21 protein-coding genes and 1 tRNA gene are annotated in these 18,649 nt (G+C 43.1%); 10 read left to right on the top strand and 12 right to left on the bottom strand.

The genetic code is table 11. From position 1 onward, the window contains the following. Position 1: 1 nt before the first annotated feature. The 7 genes from LGS26_RS04085 to LGS26_RS04110 all read left to right on the top strand — a co-directional run bounded on the left by LGS26_RS04085 (position 2) and on the right by LGS26_RS04110 (position 7,003). Positions 2-1,570 (top strand): NADH-quinone oxidoreductase subunit M, encoded by a 1,569-nt coding sequence (locus LGS26_RS04085; protein ID WP_237889408.1) that lies wholly within the window; start codon positions 2-4, stop codon positions 1,568-1,570. A 3-nt stretch (positions 1,571-1,573) separates the two neighbouring features. After that, positions 1,574-3,124: an NADH-quinone oxidoreductase subunit N gene (locus tag LGS26_RS04090; RefSeq protein WP_237889410.1), complete on the top strand. Its 1,551-nt coding sequence runs from the start codon at positions 1,574-1,576 to the stop codon at positions 3,122-3,124. 157 nt (positions 3,125-3,281) lie between these two features. Next, positions 3,282-4,034: a 4Fe-4S dicluster domain-containing protein gene (locus LGS26_RS04095; protein WP_237889412.1), complete on the top strand. Its 753-nt coding sequence runs from the start codon at positions 3,282-3,284 to the stop codon at positions 4,032-4,034. Positions 4,035-4,102: 68 nt separating this feature from the next. Beyond that, positions 4,103-4,486, top strand: a complete 384-nt coding sequence (locus tag LGS26_RS04100) for a cytochrome c3 family protein (protein ID WP_237889414.1) — start codon at positions 4,103-4,105, stop codon at positions 4,484-4,486. A gap of 736 nt (positions 4,487-5,222) precedes the next feature. Continuing rightward, the gene (locus LGS26_RS09660) at positions 5,223-5,348 is read left to right on the top strand and encodes a hypothetical protein (RefSeq protein ID WP_269137059.1); all 126 of its coding nucleotides are present in this window, start codon (positions 5,223-5,225) and stop codon (positions 5,346-5,348) included. A gap of 49 nt (positions 5,349-5,397) precedes the next feature. After that, entirely contained in the window at positions 5,398-6,588 is a 1,191-nt protein-coding gene (gene nrfD, locus LGS26_RS04105; RefSeq protein WP_237889416.1) for an NrfD/PsrC family molybdoenzyme membrane anchor subunit, read from the top strand. Continuing rightward, on the top strand, positions 6,581-7,003 hold the full coding sequence (locus LGS26_RS04110; protein ID WP_237889418.1) for a MerR family transcriptional regulator: 423 nt from the start codon (positions 6,581-6,583) through the stop codon (positions 7,001-7,003). The genes nrfD and LGS26_RS04110 overlap by 8 nt, the downstream gene beginning before the upstream one ends. Positions 7,004-7,040: 37 nt before the next feature. On the opposite strand, the gene LGS26_RS04115 is transcribed toward LGS26_RS04110, so the two are convergent. From LGS26_RS04115 to LGS26_RS04160, 10 genes are all read right to left on the bottom strand, one after another. Further along, positions 7,041-7,850: a hypothetical protein gene (locus LGS26_RS04115; RefSeq protein WP_237889420.1), complete on the bottom strand. Its 810-nt coding sequence runs from the start codon at positions 7,848-7,850 to the stop codon at positions 7,041-7,043. Between the two features lie 15 nt (positions 7,851-7,865). After that, complete coding sequence (locus LGS26_RS04120; RefSeq protein ID WP_237889422.1) at positions 7,866-8,333, bottom strand: universal stress protein; 468 nt, start codon at positions 8,331-8,333, stop codon at positions 7,866-7,868. A gap of 27 nt (positions 8,334-8,360) precedes the next feature. Further along, positions 8,361-9,026, bottom strand: coding sequence for a hypothetical protein (locus tag LGS26_RS04125; protein ID WP_237889424.1), 666 nt, complete (start codon positions 9,024-9,026; stop codon positions 8,361-8,363). Continuing rightward, positions 9,027-10,370 (bottom strand): M23 family metallopeptidase, encoded by a 1,344-nt coding sequence (locus LGS26_RS04130; protein WP_237889426.1) that lies wholly within the window; start codon positions 10,368-10,370, stop codon positions 9,027-9,029. It lies immediately after the preceding gene. A gap of 13 nt (positions 10,371-10,383) precedes the next feature. After that, complete coding sequence (gene pth, locus LGS26_RS04135) at positions 10,384-10,956, bottom strand: aminoacyl-tRNA hydrolase (protein WP_237889434.1); 573 nt, start codon at positions 10,954-10,956, stop codon at positions 10,384-10,386. Positions 10,957-11,044: 88 nt separating this feature from the next. Further along, positions 11,045-11,695, bottom strand: coding sequence for a 50S ribosomal protein L25 (locus tag LGS26_RS04140; RefSeq protein WP_237889442.1), 651 nt, complete (start codon positions 11,693-11,695; stop codon positions 11,045-11,047). Between the two features lie 20 nt (positions 11,696-11,715). Beyond that, positions 11,716-12,660 carry a ribose-phosphate pyrophosphokinase gene (locus LGS26_RS04145; RefSeq protein ID WP_237889444.1) on the bottom strand — a complete coding sequence of 315 codons (945 nt, stop codon included), beginning with the start codon at positions 12,658-12,660 and terminating at the stop codon, positions 11,716-11,718. Positions 12,661-12,694: 34 nt separating this feature from the next. Further along, positions 12,695-12,766, bottom strand: a tRNA-Gln gene (locus tag LGS26_RS04150). 35 nt (positions 12,767-12,801) lie between these two features. After that, positions 12,802-13,641: a 4-(cytidine 5'-diphospho)-2-C-methyl-D-erythritol kinase gene (gene ispE / locus LGS26_RS04155; RefSeq protein ID WP_237889452.1), complete on the bottom strand. Its 840-nt coding sequence runs from the start codon at positions 13,639-13,641 to the stop codon at positions 12,802-12,804. Positions 13,642-13,651: 10 nt separating this feature from the next. Beyond that, positions 13,652-14,011 (bottom strand): DUF1844 domain-containing protein, encoded by a 360-nt coding sequence (locus LGS26_RS04160; RefSeq protein WP_237889454.1) that lies wholly within the window; start codon positions 14,009-14,011, stop codon positions 13,652-13,654. Between the two features lie 168 nt (positions 14,012-14,179). On the opposite strand from LGS26_RS04160, the gene LGS26_RS04165 reads away from it, so the two are divergent. Beyond that, complete coding sequence (locus LGS26_RS04165; protein ID WP_237889456.1) at positions 14,180-15,103, top strand: TIGR01777 family oxidoreductase; 924 nt, start codon at positions 14,180-14,182, stop codon at positions 15,101-15,103. Between the two features lie 2 nt (positions 15,104-15,105). Here the strand turns inward: LGS26_RS04165 and ftsY are convergent, their stop codons facing one another. Next, positions 15,106-16,224 (bottom strand): signal recognition particle-docking protein FtsY, encoded by a 1,119-nt coding sequence (gene ftsY / locus LGS26_RS04170; RefSeq protein WP_237889464.1) that lies wholly within the window; start codon positions 16,222-16,224, stop codon positions 15,106-15,108. A gap of 213 nt (positions 16,225-16,437) precedes the next feature. Between ftsY and LGS26_RS04175 the strand changes: the two genes are divergently transcribed. Then, positions 16,438-16,731 (top strand): HU family DNA-binding protein, encoded by a 294-nt coding sequence (locus LGS26_RS04175; protein WP_237889466.1) that lies wholly within the window; start codon positions 16,438-16,440, stop codon positions 16,729-16,731. An 11-nt stretch (positions 16,732-16,742) separates the two neighbouring features. On the opposite strand, the gene purM is transcribed toward LGS26_RS04175, so the two are convergent. Continuing rightward, positions 16,743-17,792 (bottom strand): phosphoribosylformylglycinamidine cyclo-ligase, encoded by a 1,050-nt coding sequence (gene purM / locus LGS26_RS04180; RefSeq protein WP_237889468.1) that lies wholly within the window; start codon positions 17,790-17,792, stop codon positions 16,743-16,745. 358 nt (positions 17,793-18,150) lie between these two features. Here purM and LGS26_RS04185 point away from each other — a divergent pair, with 358 nt between their 5' ends. Continuing rightward, the gene (locus LGS26_RS04185; protein WP_237889470.1) at positions 18,151-18,579 is read left to right on the top strand and encodes a hypothetical protein; all 429 of its coding nucleotides are present in this window, start codon (positions 18,151-18,153) and stop codon (positions 18,577-18,579) included. The last annotated feature ends 70 nt before the right edge of the window (positions 18,580-18,649 follow it).

Consider the following 18,649-nt stretch of genomic DNA (forward strand, 5'->3'; position numbering starts at 1 on the left):
TATGGATAACCTTTTGACTTATGTAATTTTTCTGCCTCTAATGGGAGTAATACCGATCCTTTTTATTCCCCAAAAAAGTGACGAAGGAAAAGATGTTATAAGGGGGATATCTTTTGTTACCTCAATATTGGTTTTCCTGGTATCGCTTAGGATCTTCGCAGGATTTGACGCCAAACAGGCCAGTTTCCAATTTATTGAGCAATATCCATGGATTCCAAGCTACGGGATAAACTATTTTGTCGGCCTGGATGGTCTGTCTTTCTGGCTTGTTTTGCTCACCACATTTCTTACACCGCTTACGATCCTTTCGACATGGAAGGCGATAGACAACAGGGTTAAGGAATTTCAGGTAGCGATGCTTGTCCTTGAGACAGCCATGCTTGGCACCTTCGTTGCGCTTGATCTTTTCCTTTTTTATGTCTTTTGGGAGCTCATGCTTATCCCAATGTATTTAATAATCGGCGTATGGGGTGGCGAACGTAGGATTTATGCGGCCATAAAGTTCTTTATATTTACCGCGGTTGGTTCTCTTCTCATGCTTGTCTGCATAATCGGGCTCGTGTATTTCCATGCAGAGGCTACAGGACACGTCACCTTTAACCTCTTGTCATTATATGGCACCCATCTTCCTTGGATATATGAAGTCCTTTTCTTCGCCGCTTTTGCACTGGCTTTTGCGATTAAGGTGCCTATGTTTCCGCTCCATACATGGTTACCTGATGCCCACGTCGAGGCCCCAACAGCCGGTTCCGTTATACTTGCTGGTATTCTTCTCAAGATGGGGACATATGGTTTTTTAAGATTTGCAATGCCTCTCTTCCCATATGGATCAAGCTTCTTTACCCCTCTCATAGTCGTTTTGTCTATTATTGGGATCATCTACGGCGCCTTGGTGGCCATGGTGCAGCCAGATATCAAAAAGTTGGTTGCATATTCATCTGTGTCGCATCTCGGTTACTGTATGCTGGGCCTGTATGTCTTGACACCGCAAGGGGTTGAAGGTTCCATTCTTCAGATGATAAATCACGGGCTTTCTACAGGGGCACTCTTTCTCTTGGTAGGAATAATATATGAACGCCGCCATACCAGGCTCATTTCTGAATATGGCGGCATTGCCAGGATTATGCCGATCTACAGTACAATTTTTTTGATAGTGACCCTTTCTTCAATAGGACTTCCCTCAACTAACGGATTTATAGGCGAATTTTTGATTCTGCTAGGTACGTTTAAGGTCAATAAGCTTGCTGCTGTGCTTGCGGCATCGGGCGTGATTCTGGGTGCCGTTTACATGCTCTGGATGGTACAGAGGGTCTTTTATGGAGAGGTAACAAATCCAAAAAATTTAAGACTTCCCGATCTTAATATCAGGGAATTCAGCTATCTCGTACCGCTTCTAGTCTTTATTTTCTGGATAGGTCTCTATCCAAACTTCTTCTTGGATAAGATACACAATTCTGTGGGTGGTTTTATCGACCAGGTTAGGATAGAACAAAAAGTTGATCCTGCATATTCATATAATCTCAACCTACCAGCAAAGAAAATCGAGGCCGGCCTCGAGACCCAGGAGTAATATATGAACGGATTGGAACATGTCTTTAGTATAATGCAGTTATGGCGGATAGCCGGTGGCCAGATTATCCTCCTTGCTGTTGGTGTAGTGTTGATTTTTATAGATTTATATCTTGTCAACAATGATGGCAAAAAGCGTATCTCATGGCTGGGATGGCTGTCCGCTATCGGGATTTCGGCCGCCCTTGGCCATGTGGTCTATAGAGAATGGCATTTGACCAGCATCATCCTGATGGGCGTCTTTTCCATGGAGAAATTTTCAGTATTTGTAACAGCGGTTGTCTTGACGTCCGGGTTGTTGGCTACGTTGATAAGCATCGGTTATTTGCAAAACAACAAGCTTTATAAGGGCGAGTATTTTATCCTCCTTGTATTTGCCCTCTATGGGGCAGTTGCCATGGTGCAAGCCGTGGACCTTTTAATGATGTTTATAGCCCTTGAGATCATGTCAATTGCGGTATATGTACTTGCCGCCTTCTTAAAAGATGACCCCCTTTCTCAAGAAGGGGCGCTGAAATATTTCCTGCTTGGAAGTTTCGGGTCAGCCTTTTTCCTCTTTGGAATGGTATTGATCTATGGAATAACAGGGTTTGTAAACCTTACTCATGTTGCCGTCATCCTTTCTAATAATTCTAATAATCTCTTTGATAGGCCGGAAGTATTGGTTGCACTGGCCATGATTATGGCCGGTCTCCTCTTTAAGATGGCTATGGTGCCATTTCATATGTGGACACCTGATGTATATGAGGGCAGTCCTGCCTCTGTTACAGGTTTTATGGCGACGATGGTCAAGGCGGCCGCATTCGGTGCCTTTATGAAGGTGCTTTTTGTTGGGTTTACCCCCATGTTAAGTGACAGCGGTAATCCAGCCCTTTGCTCTACCATTAATCTTGCGGCCTTAGGGCTGTATTGGAAGCCTGTCCTGTGGTGGCTTTCGCTGTTGACTATGTTTTTTGGCAATTTGCTTGCAGTCTCCCAACAAAATTTAAAGCGCATGCTTGCTTATTCTTCCATAGCCCACGCCGGGTATATGGCGCTTGGCATACTTGCCGGTAATGACGAGGGCCGCATGGGTGTTCTTTTTTATCTTTTATCATATGCCTTGATGAATATAGGTGCCTTTGGTGTGTTGTATATCATTGACGGGAATGAAAGGGGTGCGCAGACGCTTGAAGATTATAGAGGGCTTGGCTACAAATATCCAGGTCTTAGTTTTCTTATGTCCCTTTTTTTGGTCTCTATGGCTGGATTGCCGCCTACGGCCGGATTTATCGCCAAGTTTTATGTCTTTTCCGCAGTGATAAAAAATGGTTATCTTTTATTGGCTGCCCTGGGCATACTGACTAGCGCGATCGGAGCATATTACTATCTAAGGGTATTATATATATTGTACATGAAAGAGCCAGCCAGAGAGGTGTCGGCTGGTGCGGTAGCCTTGCCGTCCATGCTTGTGCTGGTTGTTGCGGCCATTGGCGTTCTATATTTGGGTGTCCTGCCTGAAGGGCTTGCAGACATAGCATATGCGGCCCAAAAGAGTTTATCTATAATATTTTAGGGATATTTTTTGTCGGAGTTTGGGCCGTATGCTTGACAAATTGTAGCATAGAATTACATTCAAAAATTGTTTAAGTTAATTGTCACACAAATAGATTGAATGCTAATTTAAGAAGGCTGTATACTTGATTGTCGGCAGTCGGAATATGGAGGAATAAATGAAGATTGAAGAGATAGAAAAATTGAAAAACGAGGGCGTTGAGCACCTTCCTTCAAAAGAAAGACGTGATTTTTTACGGCTAGGTTTGGTTGTGACAGGTGTCTTTGCAGGAGGCTCGATTCTTTCATTGATGTCTGCAAAACGCGGTCATGCAGATGTCGAAGGGATTGTATTAAAACAATACAGCTATAAACCTCATTACAGCATGGTGATACGTCAGGATCGTTGCATAGATTGTCAGCGTTGTATGGATGCCTGTGTAAAGACCAATCACGTGCCGGATTATGGTTATAGGACAACGATTTTAGAAAGGGAGTTGGTTATCGGCCCTGGTTCAAAACAGCGGGAATTCATGCCTGTATTGTGTAATCACTGCAATCGTCCTCCATGTGTTAGAGTTTGTCCCACCAGGGCCACATATAAAGACAAAAAGACCGGTATAGTCAGAATGGATATCAAAAAATGTATAGGTTGTAAGACATGCATGGCTGCCTGTCCATATAATGCGCGTTATTTCAATGAAGAGATACGGGCGATCGATAAGTGCGATTTTTGTTGGGAAAATAGGTTGTCAAAAGGTGAGACCCTGACCGCCTGCGCCGCAGCTTGTCCGGCTGATGTAAGAATCTTCGGGGACATCTCAGATCCTTCAAGCAGGGTTTATAAATTAGTGCATGAACCAGAGAGGGTGGTTTGGGTATTGAGACCTGAGACAGGGACCTTGCCTAATGTATTTTACACAAAAGGTTGATTAAAATTCTATCGATTTTATTGGACGCAAAACGAATAAATAAAACAGAAAATGCGAGGATGTGATCCATGAAAAAAATGATCGTAGTAGTTATATGTTCGATTTTTATTTGTTTATCGGTATGCCTTTCATATAAAATAGTTTTGGCTGGTGACGACGATGAAGGGGGAGGCCCAATACTTTTTACAAAACCTGTCAAGGCAGTACTTTTTGATCATAAAACGCATCTTGGTTTCGGCTATAGTTGCGAAGATTGTCACGATAAACTTTTTGAAGAGGCAAAAGGTACGGCAGAGGAAAAAGGAGATTTTACAATGAAATCGCTTTATGCCGGAAAATATTGCGGTGCGTGTCATAATGGCGAGACCGCATTTGCTTCAAATACAAAGTGCGCTGTTTGTCATATAGGCGTAAAGGGTATGAATCGTCTCACTAAGACCGGTAAAAAATAATATCAAACGGTCTTTACTTTTAAAACTTTAAAAAATTTTTAATTGATCTAAGACCCAGCTTCATGCTGGGTCTTATTTTTGGTCTTAATTATCTCATTTTAACAAGATTTTAAATTCAAAAATTTTTTTAGTACCGGTTTTTGAAAGCGGACCGCTCTCCGCTTTCAAATCCGGTTGTCTGTTATCCTCGTCTATTTTTTATGTGTTATCCTAAGTTTTTTATCAAGCAAAAATAATGCCAAATCTGATTTCTATATTTATTTTTTTAATTAAATCAATAGAATAATTAGCATATAGATTTAAATTAACAAATTTAATTTATAAAATTATAAAATTTTAGGCTAAAATTGCGCCACTTTTATAAAATTTTAGGCTAAAATTGCGCCACTTTTTCTTTTATAAAATTTAAAAAAAAATTTGAAAAAATTTTCGGGATTATTTTGCGTCGTCTATTATTTTTTAATAAATTTATTTTAAAAATTAATAATTTTAATTAAATCAATAAATTATTGAATTTTTTTTTAAGATTATGATACATATTAAATGTGTATTTTATAGATATTTAAATTTAAATTTTTATTGACAATTATAACTTATAATTTATATTTTTTATAAAAGAGATCTTTAAGAAAATTAAAGAAAGGGGGTGCTGATATTAAGATAAATAAAATAAGATCTCTTCCAAATTTGTTTTGCCCGGCCGCTACCGGGGGGTTCTTGAAGGAGGTGCCAACAAATGTTTAAAGGTCTGTTTTTCCTCGTCATGTGGATAGGTTGTGCGTCACTGCATACCTATTTTGATCTAAAGGTCAAACCAGTGCTTAGTGAAAAAATAAAGCAATGGAGTGAGACCTATAAGTAACTTAAAGTAATTTATTAAAATTTAAATCTTTAAGAAGGAGTGTTATCCTATGTCCGACGTAAAGACCGCTACATTAGACAAATCGCTGGTCGCAACATCAAGGGCCTATAATGCCGCAATAGCAATATTCGGCCTTTTAGCTGCCATAGGTGTTGCTTTTGGAATCGATGCCTTCATAGTTGGCCATAATCATGTCTATGGCGTAACCAGAGAGGTACCATGGGGTCTTTTGATCTCTACCTATGTTTTTTTTGTTGTCACATCGACCGGGTTGTGCCTTGTTTCGTCGATAGGGCATGTCTTTGGCACAGAGAGTTTTATGCCCATAGCCAAACGATCGGTTTTCCTGGCAATAGCAACTATTATAAGCGGTTTTATGGTTATTGCATTCGAGATAGAAAATCCCTGGCGAATGGCTATCTATAACGTGATTTCTCCCAATTTGACTTCAAATATTTGGTGGATGGGCACGCTCTATGGTGCATATCTTTTCTTCATGTTGATAGAGTTCGCCTTGCTGCAAATTGGACGCTACAAACAGGCATCCATGGTTGGGCTCTTAGGTGTTATTTCAGGTGTTGCCGCCCACAGCAACCTTGGCGCAGTCTTTGGGTTGCTTGCCGCGCGTGAATTCTGGCATGGTCCGCTTATGCCGATCTATTTTATTGCATCAGCCATGATGTCAGGCTGTGCCGCGGTCCTGTTTTTTACCTGGATAGCCTATAGGGCAAACGGATGGAAGATGAGCGTTGCAATGGAACGGTCTCTTTCTGCAACAGGAAAGCTCGGTTTGCTATTAATGGCCGTCATAATGTTTTTTACTTCATGGAAGATACTTGCAGGTATTGCTGGCAAGCCGCCTGGAGAGTATGAGGCTATGCAGGCCATATTAACAGGTAATTATTCCTTGAATTTTTGGGGCGGGGAGATATTACTCGGCATGGTTCTGCCTTTCATATTGATCTTAGCGGTAAAGGCAAAGAATCTCAAGGTCATGTTTTTTGCAGGGGCACTTTGTCTGATAGGTATCTTTTTTATGCGCTATGATTTGGTCGTTGTTGGACAGATCGTGCCCTGGACAGAAGGTATGGGGATAGTAGATATGCCGCGATATTTTTCTTATACTCCAAGTTTCTATGAGATCATGATAACCATAGGCGGCTTTAGTTTCTGTGCGATGCTCTTTCTCATGGGAGAAAAACTCTTTAATGGACATCTGTCTGAGGAACATCATGGATAGCCTCTTGGGATGTGCTGTGAGAAGGATTGACGAGGCGGCTGCTACGCCTATTTATTCAATAGGCGTAGCAGCCTATTTGTTGGATATGCATCCAAAGACATTACAGATGTTGGAGACCGAAGGTCTTGTTTATCCAAAATATAACGGATTTCTTAGATTATTTTCACAAGCCGATATCTATTGGCTTAGATGCCTTACGGCCATAATATATGAAATCGGTGTGACATTGCCTAGTTTAAAGAGATTGCTCCAACATACAACATGCTGGAAAATCTTAAATTGCAAAACTGAAACCAGGATGAGCTGTAAGGTCATAATGGGTGACAATCCTGCGATATGTTATACAGAAAGTCCCGGACACCCTCACGATATTTTGGTTGATTGTGCTATTATATCAAAGATTTCAATGAATTGAACGTTAAATGCCGTATGGAATGGGTCTGCATTGTGTTTTAGTCAGACCCATCCTTTTTCCAAATCGCTGCACCGCACAGTTCCGTGAGTCTTGTCAGAAATATCCCTTCAAGCCTATTGGAATGCTCTTCCGTTTTATTTATTTGCTGTCGCTGGTATCTCTTTATGGAAATTCCAACCAATGTCTGATCCGTGAGATTTGTGCGGGCACCGAGGACAAGCTTCCCAATCAAGTCTGACGATGGGAGGTTAATTTGTGACCAATTCCTGTCATCCATAAGCACAGTCTTGTCGTTGAATATAGCTTCTTCTGCATAAGCGCGGCAGCCGAAAAAGATCTTTTGTTCATTGAAATTTTGTTTAAATATGTCTTTTAGAATACCAATTGAGTAAAGCCATATTTCATCTTTATTTCCAAATAGTTCAGTTTGGTTAGATGTTTTTTTTAGTAAAATTTCGGCCTGTTGGTCTATTGTTTTGCCATAAGGACATCGATTTTCGTAGTTTAAAAGTGTCCATTCAAAAAGTTTTAGCAAGAGGAAAATTGCCGTTATTTTATCTTGTTTATTTTCTAATTCGCCTAAAAGAAGTCTTGAAAGCTGAGTTATTGTATTTGCTATATCATTGGGTAAATGATCTTTGAATATTTCTTCATCATATTTGCTTGTAAATGAAACTATTCCTTCTTCTTTTGCTATTTTTGCTATAAAATTAGTTAATAAAATTTGTCCAATTTTTTGCCATTTATTAAGATTATCATATAATATATTTGTTAGTGCTATTTTAAATTTATAATCTTTTTCATTTATTATAGTATTTAATTTACTTTTTATTATTTTTAATTCCATAAAATTTTAGTTAATTTATGTTTTATTTACTGTCCAACCCATAGGTACACAAATGATAGGACATGGTAGTAATCTTATTACTTTTTCTACAGTACTTCCAAAAAATATTTCGTCTATTTGCCCTATGCCCATGCTTCCATATCCGCCCATAATTATCATATCGGCCTGTAATTCTCTTGCCTTTATTGCTATTTCTTGGAAGGGTCTTCCATATGATACAATTGTGTCTTTGATAAAATTATTTTCTGATAATTGAGATAAAAAATTTCTGAAAGATTGTTTTGCTTGATTGATTAAGTGATCTTTAACCTTTTCGATTGGCTCTTTTATATATTCTGCAATATGTTCAGCATATTTAGAATTGATAACATAAATAAGTATGACATCTGCTTTCCAGATTTTGACAAAATTTTTTGCATAAATTATGCTATTTTTTGCACAATCTGAAAAATCAACTGGTATTAAAATCATTGATATTTCCATAGACAGTAATTCTCCAAAAATTATTATTTATTTTTTGATGTGCTTTTTAATCTTGTTCTTTTTTATTGAAGTTAATTTTGAATTAAGCTCATTAATTTTATTCTGTAATGTAGAGATATTATTTTCTATATCTTCAAATTGCTCTAATGCTAAAGCATTAGTTAAATCTTTCCAGGCTAATAGTAATTCATTATATTCTATTGGAATATTATGATTTATTTTTTGATAGTTTTCATGTAATTGTTTTATTTGTAGTGCTAAATTAGCAAGTTCATTTTTAGCTTTATTTAGTTTTTCATTTTTTATTTTTTGACTAATATTTTTTGCCTGAATTGCTAATATTTTTGTTTTTTTTGCAGCATATATGGCTTCATAATATTCTTTATTATTAGCATATATATATGCTTTTAATAATAGATTTTGAGCATCAGATATTTGTTGTTTGGCATATATTAAAGCATTATGATATTCTGCATCTTTTACTGCTGATATTGCTTCTTGTCTTGCTATTCTCCATTCTTTTTGTTCTTTGCCTATTGGTGTTTTTTCCCATAATTTTTCGAGTTGTTCTTGAATAGAATGTTTGATATTTTGAAATGATGGCAAAGAAAACGCTGATGTGGCTAATGTATATAAAACAATAGCCAACACGATAAGATATCTATTGATATAGATAATTTTTTTTTGCTGCACCTATTTAGCCAGAAGATTGTTGATGATATGATCTTTTATCCACTTGTCGTCCCACCATTCTGTTGGATTTATAAAGACTCCGTGCACCATCATTGCATAGTGCAGATGGTCGCCGCCGCTGAGACCCGTTGAATCGGTAGTGCCAATTATTGTCCCACGTTCCACCCTGGCTCCAACGGCTGTATTGATTGATTCAAGGTGTCCGTATAGACTGGCAAGCCCAAAGCCGTGGTCTATAATGATTGCGTTTCCATATATACCGAGATATCCGGTAAAAATTACCTTGCCTGAATTGCCTGCCCGGACAGGGAATTGTGCGAGGGCCGCTATGTCAACGCCCATATGATGGGCTTGTGATATCTCTTTGCCGTTGTAAAAATAATGTCGCTCGTCCGCGAAGCCAGCCCTCTTGGCCCCTGGCGGCCTTATAAATGCGCCCTGCCACATGATCTTTGGAGAGCTTTTCAGGCATATGTTTTTTATCTCCTGGTCGTTTTCGGTTCGTAATTTGCTGTTCACTTGCAAGAATATATTGAGAGGTGTTCCGGTCAAGTCTGGGTACCTCGCAGTGAACTCGGGCATTTTTTGTTCAAGGAAGTTGTCGCTGATATTGATCCGATCCACCTTGGGCGCCATGTAGTGGATTTGATATGGGAATCCGGTCTTGGCCACATTTCCCGCTGTGTCTACTGCTTCTATATATAATTTGGGCCGTGGGACATCGAATGGGATGGCTATGAGGGCTGAATATTCACCTGCACTGCCTTGCGGTCTCGGGTATGCCGGGAAAAATATATCATCTACCCAAACGCCTGTTCGTGATATATCCTTGTTGACCTTGTAAGAAACTAGACCAGCGCCGCCCGATATCATATTGTGTATTGTGCTAAGTACGGTTATCGACGGCGGTGTGACGTCTATGACGACTTCAGACTGGAAAGTCGTTTCATTTCCATTAAAGTCATTTCTCCACGAGGCGTCCCTTGCGGTTGCCCTCAAAATGGCCTTTCCCTGATGAAGACCCATGGCAAGCGGCGCCACTTGCCATGATACGATCTTGTCCTTGATGCTAGTTCCTTTCCACCAGCTTATAACCGGGAATCTTTTTGGTTCGAGTGTTACCACTTTTTTGCCTTGAATGATGGAGGCTGTTATCTCCCTAATCCCTCTGCCGGAGTCATGAAATCTGAAGCTGATAACTGCCTCCCTGCCGATAACTCGAGGGGCCGAGATGGCGTTGATCTCAGGTGGGGGGCCTTTCAACATCATTGTCGAGACAATTGTTCCTGCCAGAAGGATGGCGGCTAATACTGCACAGGAAAAATATATGAGAAATTTACCCATATTACCTCTTGGATCACAATTTAATTCCTCTACCATTATAGCCGTTCATGGCCTTTTCTAATCCCTCTTTTATAAAACATATAATACCCTCAAGCGCCATCGTCAGTACATCCTGCAATATCTTTATCTCGTCTCCTCCAAAAGGTGATAATACATAGTGATCTATTGGAGCGAGGTCTTTGGGGCGTCCTATGCCGATTTTCAGCCTCGGAAATTGATTTGTCCCGATTGATTCGATGATCGATCTTATACCGTTGTGTCCACCTGCGCCACCCCCCCTTGAAAACTTGAAGGTACCAAGCGGCATGTCGATGTCGTCGTGTATGACCATCATGGCTGGCGGTTCAATGTTATAATAGACCAGCATCTTTGCCACGGCATCTCCGCTTTTGTTCATATAGGTAAGCGGCTTTAAAAGGACTATAGGGCGCTGTTCGATGATGCCCGATCCTATTTCGCACGTGGTCTGTTTGAATCGTTTAAAGGCTATACCATAATTCGACGCCAAGGCATCTAGCGCCATAAAGCCTACATTATGGCGGGTCATGGCATATTGAGACCCAGGATTCCCCAGGCCGGCTAACATGATTTTAGACACTTTAAGGATCGTTTAAGTACGCACCATCAGTTTATGTGACTCCCCCCCTCCTCATATAAGGAGGGGGCTGGATGCCTTATTTGTTTTCGGTCTGAGTGGTTGTAGTTGTCTCCGCTGCTGCCTCGGCCTCTGTCGTTTCGCTGGCCTTTTCCTCAATCCCTGCGCCTACTATGGTTATAAATGCTGTCTTTGGGTCTTCCATGATTCTTACCCCGGCAGGGGCTACTAGATCAGCGGCGTGTATCGCCTCGCCGAGCCCTAAGTCAGACACATCGACCAAGATCTCCTTTGGTATGGACATCGGAAGACATGATACCTTTACTGTGCGTTTGATGATTTCAAGGATGCCATTTTCTATCTCAACCCCCCTTGCCTTGCCTGTGATTGCAATGGGTACGTCTACCCTTACCTCTTCATTCATATAGACCTCGTAAAAGTCTATGTGACGGATGCGTTCATTCACTGGGTGGAGCTGCAATTCTTTGACAAGGGCCAATCGACTTGCTTCATCACCGCCAGCTCCTCTGAGGTTAAGTGAAAACAATATCTGTTCCCCCTTGGAGGTCTCAATAATCCTGTTGAATCTATGTGCGTCTACAGACAACGGAACGGATTTGTTCTTCGGCCCGTATAATACGCCCGGGAGCCTCCCCGCGCCGCGCAGTTTTCTCGCCGCCCCCTTCCCAGTCTCGTCACGCATTAATGCATCCAAAGTCACCTGTTTCATCTTGTCAATGCTCCTTTTAACTATACAAAGAGTAAACTTACCGAATCATCATTATGTATACGTCTTATTGCCTCTCCTAAAAGACTGGAGACAGACAGTACCTTTATCTTGTCGAACTTTTTGGCCTCTTCATTCAGGGGGATGGTGTTGGTCACCACCAGCGAGTCGAGCACCGACTGCCTTATGCGTTCTATGGCTGGTCCGGAAAGTACAGGGTGTGTTGCACAGCCGTGCACGCAGCTCGCCCCTTGCGCCATAAGTGCCTCAGCAGCCTTGCAGAGCGTGCCAGCCGTGTCCACCATGTCGTCCAATATAACGGCAGTCTTGCCTTTTACATCGCCAATTATGTTCATAACCGTTGCCTCATTGGGCCTTTCCCTTCGTTTATCTATAATGGCCAAACCGGCCCCAAGCCTTTTGGCGAAAGCCCTGGTCCTTTCCACCCCTCCTGCATCAGGAGATACCATCACTACCTGGCCCTGAATATTTGTTTTGAGATAATCGAGCAATACAGGGGCTGCAAATAGATGATCAACCGGTATATTAAAAAAACCTTGTATCTGGCCGGCATGGAGATCCATGGCAAGAACCCTCCTTGCACCAGCAGTTGTTATTATATCAGCCACCAGTTTGGCAGTTATCGGTACCCTAGGCGCCGCCTTTCTATCTTGTCGCGCATAGCCGTAATAGGGAAGTACGGCTGTGATTCTCCTGGAGGAGGCCCTTCTCAGCGCGTCTATCATGATGAGGAGTTCCATAAGGTTGTTGTTGACAGGAGGACATGTGGATTGGATCACGAATACATCGGCCCCCCTTACGTTTTCCCCTATCTCTACAAATACCTCACCGTCGCTGAATGTCTTGACCGTGGCCCTTCCCATCGGCAGTCCAAGATAGTCACATATCTCTTGAGACAGTTTGGGATTGGAGTTCCCACTGAATATCTTGATATTATTGACCGGCATTTGAAGACACCCCATTAATGGTTGAAATCAGTTACTGGGGTGGGAGGATTCGAACCTCCGAATACGGGTTCCAAAGACCCGTGTCTTACCGCTTGACGACACCCCAATCGATAGTTTGTCATGTTAAAATATCTTTAATGTTTAGCCCAAGGCCTTGGTCAAGTATATGCGCTGATTGTCTCTGACGACCAGGCCTGAGGCAGCTGCCTTGGCCTTTTCTGCTGAGGAGAAGACCCCGAAGACCGTTGAGCCGCTGCCAGACATAAGAGCGGTCTCAGCCCCCAACTCCATGAGCCGATTCTTTATGGCCTTTATTTGGGGATAAATGGGAGTCACGGCCATTTCGAGGTCATTAGTCCATCTCCTGACATGCAAGGCTAGCTCGGCGTCAAAAATAGTGTCAAGAGGTCGAGTTGTCAACTCAAAATGCTCATAGACCCATTTTGTGCTTATACTAAAACCGGGCCAGACCAGGAGGTAGTGAAACAGCGGGATTTTGATGGCCTTAAGCCTGTTCCCGACCCCGGTTCCTATTGCCGATGCCGCATCATGCATAAAGAAAGGGACATCGGCACCAAGCCTACAGCCAATACCATTGAGATCGTCGCTGTTCATGAGGCCCCCTGACAGCTTGTTCAATCCCTTTAAGACGGCTGCTGCATCGCTGCTCCCGCCGCCGAGGCCGGCGCCGATTGGGATTTGTTTTTTTAATTTTATGTAAACCCCATAGTCTATGCCAGTATAATCCAAAAATGCCTTTGCCGCCTTGAACGCCAGATTGTCTTCCATGCCCGGCAGGTTGTCATCACTACATTCTAAACAGATGCCCCTTTCTTTTTTTGATATGGCCAGTGTTATCTCGTCCCATAGACTGATCTTTTGAAAAATAGTAACGATGTTGTGATACCCGTCCTCTCTCTTTTTTATAATGCGCAGAAACAGATTTATCTTGGCAGGGGCCTTTACGGTGAGGTTGTCCATCGGGGTATGTCTATTGCCTTGAGGCGTTCACAAATCGCAATTGCAGGTCAAAGAGTATGCTCTCCAGGAGCCTCTTTTCGTCATCTTCAAGATTGCCAGTAGTCTTGTCGCGCAACATGATAAGCGTATCTATCACATGTTTGGCGAGGGGTATGTCTTTGTCTTTTTTACCAGAGACAGGGTCGGGGATCTCGCCTAGATGCAGCAATGCCGATGTATTAAGTGAGAGTACAAAGGTTGAAAATGTGACCCTTGGGAGGGGGGTTGATTTTTTGGGACCGGTCTCTCCCTGGCTTCGGTTGTTTTGTTGGTCATTGTGCCGTTCGGTCGTTGAAGCTGAATCGGATGGGTCAAGCCTGTCTTTTTCCATATCCGCCTCTCTAGTCATAGGTTTGTTTAAACACCCATATGCATACACATGTCTTTGGATTCTGGTTTGCTGGCCAATTCCAATAAGATAGACTTTATAATGCCAAAGGGTTATAATAAAAACAAGATATAATAAAAAATATGTAATGGATAAAGAGAAGGTGTGATTATGAAATTTTTTTTAATGGGAGGGACGGGTTTTATTGGTACCCACCTGACAAGCTATTTATTGAAAAAGGGTCATGAGGTTACAGCACTTGTCAGGCGTCCCGTAAAGGCAGAGGAATTTCCGCCTGGCGTATCTATAATCCAGGGTGACCCTTTGCATGCAGGTAGCTGGCAGGATGTGGCATCGCAGAGAGATGTGATAGTAAATCTGGTGGGAAAACCAATCTTGACCAGATGGACGGATGAGGCGCGTGAGGAGATACTCGAAAGTCGTGTGCGTTCCACCCGTTTGGCAGCCGATGTTGCATTAAAAAGAGGTCCTGGCATAACACTCATAAATGCAAACGCCGTAGGCTACTATGGGGACGGAGACAGAGATGCGGTATTTACTGAAGAATCAGCCTGCGGTACAGGTTTTCTTGCGGAAGTGACCATGAAATGGCAGGAAGAGGCGATGAGGGCATCAGAAAATGGGGCAAGGGTAGTTGTAGCCCGCTTAGGTGCAGTGCTAGGCATGGGTGGTGGGATGCTCGCCCAGATGATCCCTGTGTTCAGGCTTGGGGTGGGAGGCCGCCTTGGAGACGGAAGGCAGTGGTTTTCTTGGATACATATCCATGATCTCTGTCGAGCCGTACTTTTTATTGCTACAAACAAGAAAGTGTCCGGTACGGTAAACATGTGCGCTCCGAATCCTGTCACTAACATGGAATTTACAAAAACCCTTGCAGGCATCCTTGGTCGCCCAGCCATCCTCCCTGTGCCTGGGTTTGCCTTGAGGCTTTTTATTGGTAATGCGGCTGATGTGGCGCTCAAGGGGCAGAGGGTCGTACCGGCAGTACTTGAGAGGGAAGGTTTCGCCTTTGATTTTCCGACGATCAAAGATGCCCTTGAAGACCTTTTGGGAAAATGCTATGGAAGGCGGTAGGTTTAGTCTCTGGAGAAGATAGCCTCTGCAAACTCCTGTGAATCAAAAGGACGCAGGTCTTCCATGCCTTCACCTATACCTATAAAACGTATAGGTATCCGCATCTGGTGGGCAATGCTTATGACGATCCCGCCCTTGGCTGTTCCGTCGAGCTTGGTGAGCACTATGCCTGTTACGCCAGCAGCTTCCTTAAACAGTTTGGCCTGGGAGATAGCGTTTTGTCCTGCCGTAGCATCCAATACAAGCAATGTCTCATGAGGGGCGTTCGGTATCTTTTTTGCTATCACCCTCCTTATCTTTTTCAGTTCTTCCATGAGATTGACCTTTGTATGGAGCCTTCCGGCCGTATCTATAATGATAACGTCTGAATCCCTTTTGAGCCCTGCCTCAATGGCGTCGTAGGCTACGGCTGAAGGATCGGCGCCTGTCTGGTGTTTTATTACCGGGATGCCAGTTTTCTCCCCCCATGCCTCGAGTTGTTCGATGGCTGCTGCCCTGAAGGTGTCGCCAGCGGCGAGCAGGACCCTTTTTCCATCTTTTTTTAGCTTGTAGGAGAGTTTAGCTATGGTGGTGGTCTTGCCTACGCCGTTTACGCCAACGATTAAGATCACAAAGGGGTGCGCCAGCTCCAAATTCATTGGTGGGGCGTCAACCTGCAAAAGACCCGAGATTTGTTCTTTGATGCGCTCTCTGAGCACATTGGGGTCGCTCAGCTCGCGCTTTTTTACCTCGTCTCTGATCCTGGTGAATATTTCTTGGGTTGTGGAAACGCCTATATCGGCTGTTACAAGCACCTCTTCGAGCTCATCCAGGAGTTCAGGGTCTATCTCCTTTTTACCAAGGATCAATTGATCGATCTGGTGTACAAACCCTTGACGGGTCTTGTTCATCCGTTCCTTGAGTCTGCTAAATAGACCAAGGCTGGGCGTTTGACTTGTCTGGGTAAGGTTTTCTTCCTGGGTTGCATCTGTCTTTTTACAGATCACCGTTGTTTCTGACTGAGCAGGCTCTGTGAAATCCTTAATCCCTTGCGCCTCAGTGGCGTTGCCGACGTCGCCCAATCCCTCAGGTTCGGTCTGTTTGTCCCAGTTTTTTATCCTTTGCAGCCATTTTTTTATCATGAAGATCTCGATAGATTTATCTCGTGTCCACCCCCTTGCCGCCTTTTATCAGATATATTAGTTTTTAAAAGGGATCTGCTAAGGCTAAGATGGAATAACTTTGATATTAACGTAACTCTGAAATATAGCAATATATTTAAGAATTAATTAAAGACGATTTTTAGGGGTCTTATATTTAAGATCAAACCGAATGGGGAATGGGGGAGAGGGCCGGTGAACAAATCAGAGATCATAGAGGCGTTGGCTCAAGAGGCAGGCCTAAACTACGGTGTGGCTGAATTTGTAGTGAACGAGGTCTTTACCGCCATAACAGAGGCCCTCATAGATGGAGAGGGTGCGGAGGTGCGCGGTTTCGGCAGTTTTGTGGTCAGAGAGTATAAGCCATATACGGGTAGAAATCCGAAGAGCGGCGAAAAGATCCCGGTTGGACCTAAAAAGTTACCCTTTTTTAAGGTAGGCAAGGAGTTGCGGGAAAGGGTCATAAAGAATTGGGACAAAAAGGCATGACTGGTCAGTAATCAGTATTTAAATACCACCGGCTGTTCACCAGCCGCCTTCGTCTCTACCCGACCTATAATAAAGGCCTTCTCACCGACGACTTGGCTCTGGAAAACGACGTCCTGGGCTTCGGCCTCTGGAACGATCAAGATCATACCTATCCCATAATTAAATATGTGCATCATCTCTTCTGTCTCAATGCCACCCTTTTTTTCTAGGAATGAAAAGATAGGTGGGACCGGCCAGCTTCCGATATTTATTACAGCCTTGCATGAATTCGGGAGTATGCGCGGGATGTTGTCTTGAAAGCCGCCGCCGGTCATATGTACCATTCCATTTATCTTATGCTGTTTTAACAGGTGCGCTATGGTTGTGGCATAAATACGCGTTGGGGTCAGTAATAATTCACCCAGGGGTCTGTTGCCCAATTCAGGGATGTTGTCCGATATTGAAAGCCCTAAATCATCAAAACATATCTTTCTTACGAGGGAGAATCCATTGCTGTGCAACCCGCTGGAGGAAAGCCCGACAAGGATATTGTCCACGCTGATTTCAGAGCCATCGATAATCTTGTCGCGCTCGACAACGCCTACAGCGAAGCCAGCCAGATCGTATTCATTGTCGGCATAAAATCCGGGCATCTCGGCTGTCTCGCCGCCAATAAGGGAGCAGCCGGCTATCTTGCAGCCTTCCACAATGCCTTTTATTACGCTTATCGCGACATCTGGCGCGAGTTTCCCTGTTGCGAAGTAGTCCAGAAAGAAGAGGGGCTGAGCGCCGCATACAATTATGTCGTTTATACACATAGCCACTAGGTCTATACCTATAGTGTCGTGTATGTCAGACATAAACGCGATTTTTAATTTGGTGCCCACGCCGTCTGTAGAAGAGACCAAGACTGGACTTTGGTATCTTGCAGTATCAATGGCAAAGAGACCTGCAAATCCCCCTATCTCGGTGAGCACTCCGCGTTTGAAAGTGGAAGAGACGAGCGGTTTTATATTTGATATAAATTCATTGGCCTTATCTATATTTACGCCAGCCAAGGTGTAATGTGATTTATTGTTCAATGTCCCACCTCGTATATGTTAAAAAACAAACTATTAACTAAACGTTATGGCGGGTAAAGTCAATCTCGATTTGTTGCCCTGATATCTTTTCTCACGCTGTTACATACAGCAAATATGAAAATGCGGCGTTTTTTGAAATCAAAAGACAAGGCTTGATTCTTTTTCAGGCAGATGCCCATTTAAAATTTAGAAGGATTGTTTTATGATGAGTTTGATCCATGTTTATTGTAAGAGGGGTTGCACCCTCAAACTCCTTAGAATTCGAAGGGGATGTTAGATATTGTTGGGTATTGATCATCCGATTGATAAAAAGATCGAATGGGCACAAAAAATTATGAGGACCGTTGGATCCGTGATTTTGGAAGACACGGAAATCTCAGGTCTCATTGAAGGCTATCGAGTTGCTATCAAAGATACCTGGAGCGCGATGTCGGAGGCCGGGGTGTCGGCCCAATGCATGGACTGTGCCATAAATGATGGTGGAAGCTGCTGCGGCAGGGGTATTGAAGACCGATTTGACGCCACATTGCTTCTTATAAACCTCTTTATGGGGATCCGATTGCCGACCGCCAGATTTGACCAGACCGGATGTATGTTTCTTGGCGAGAGAGGCTGTCTGATTGCCGCCCGCCATTTGATCTGTGTAAACTATATCTGTAAAAGGCTCAATGAACGGATTGCCAAAGACGCCATTATGCGTGTTAAGGAGAAGATAGGGAGGGAGGCAGTGGCGGGTTTCGCCCTAGAAGAGGCGTTGAAGAAATGGCTGATTGGACATGGATTCTGAATAAGATATGGAAACGTGTAACGGGCTGGTAGCCTGTCGGCCCTTGACAATTTTGTAGGGTGTCAATGCA

Origin of the sequence: Dissulfurimicrobium hydrothermale, from assembly GCF_022026155.1 — a bacterium.
Lineage (GTDB): Bacteria > Desulfobacterota > Dissulfuribacteria > Dissulfuribacterales > Sh68 > Dissulfurimicrobium > Dissulfurimicrobium hydrothermale.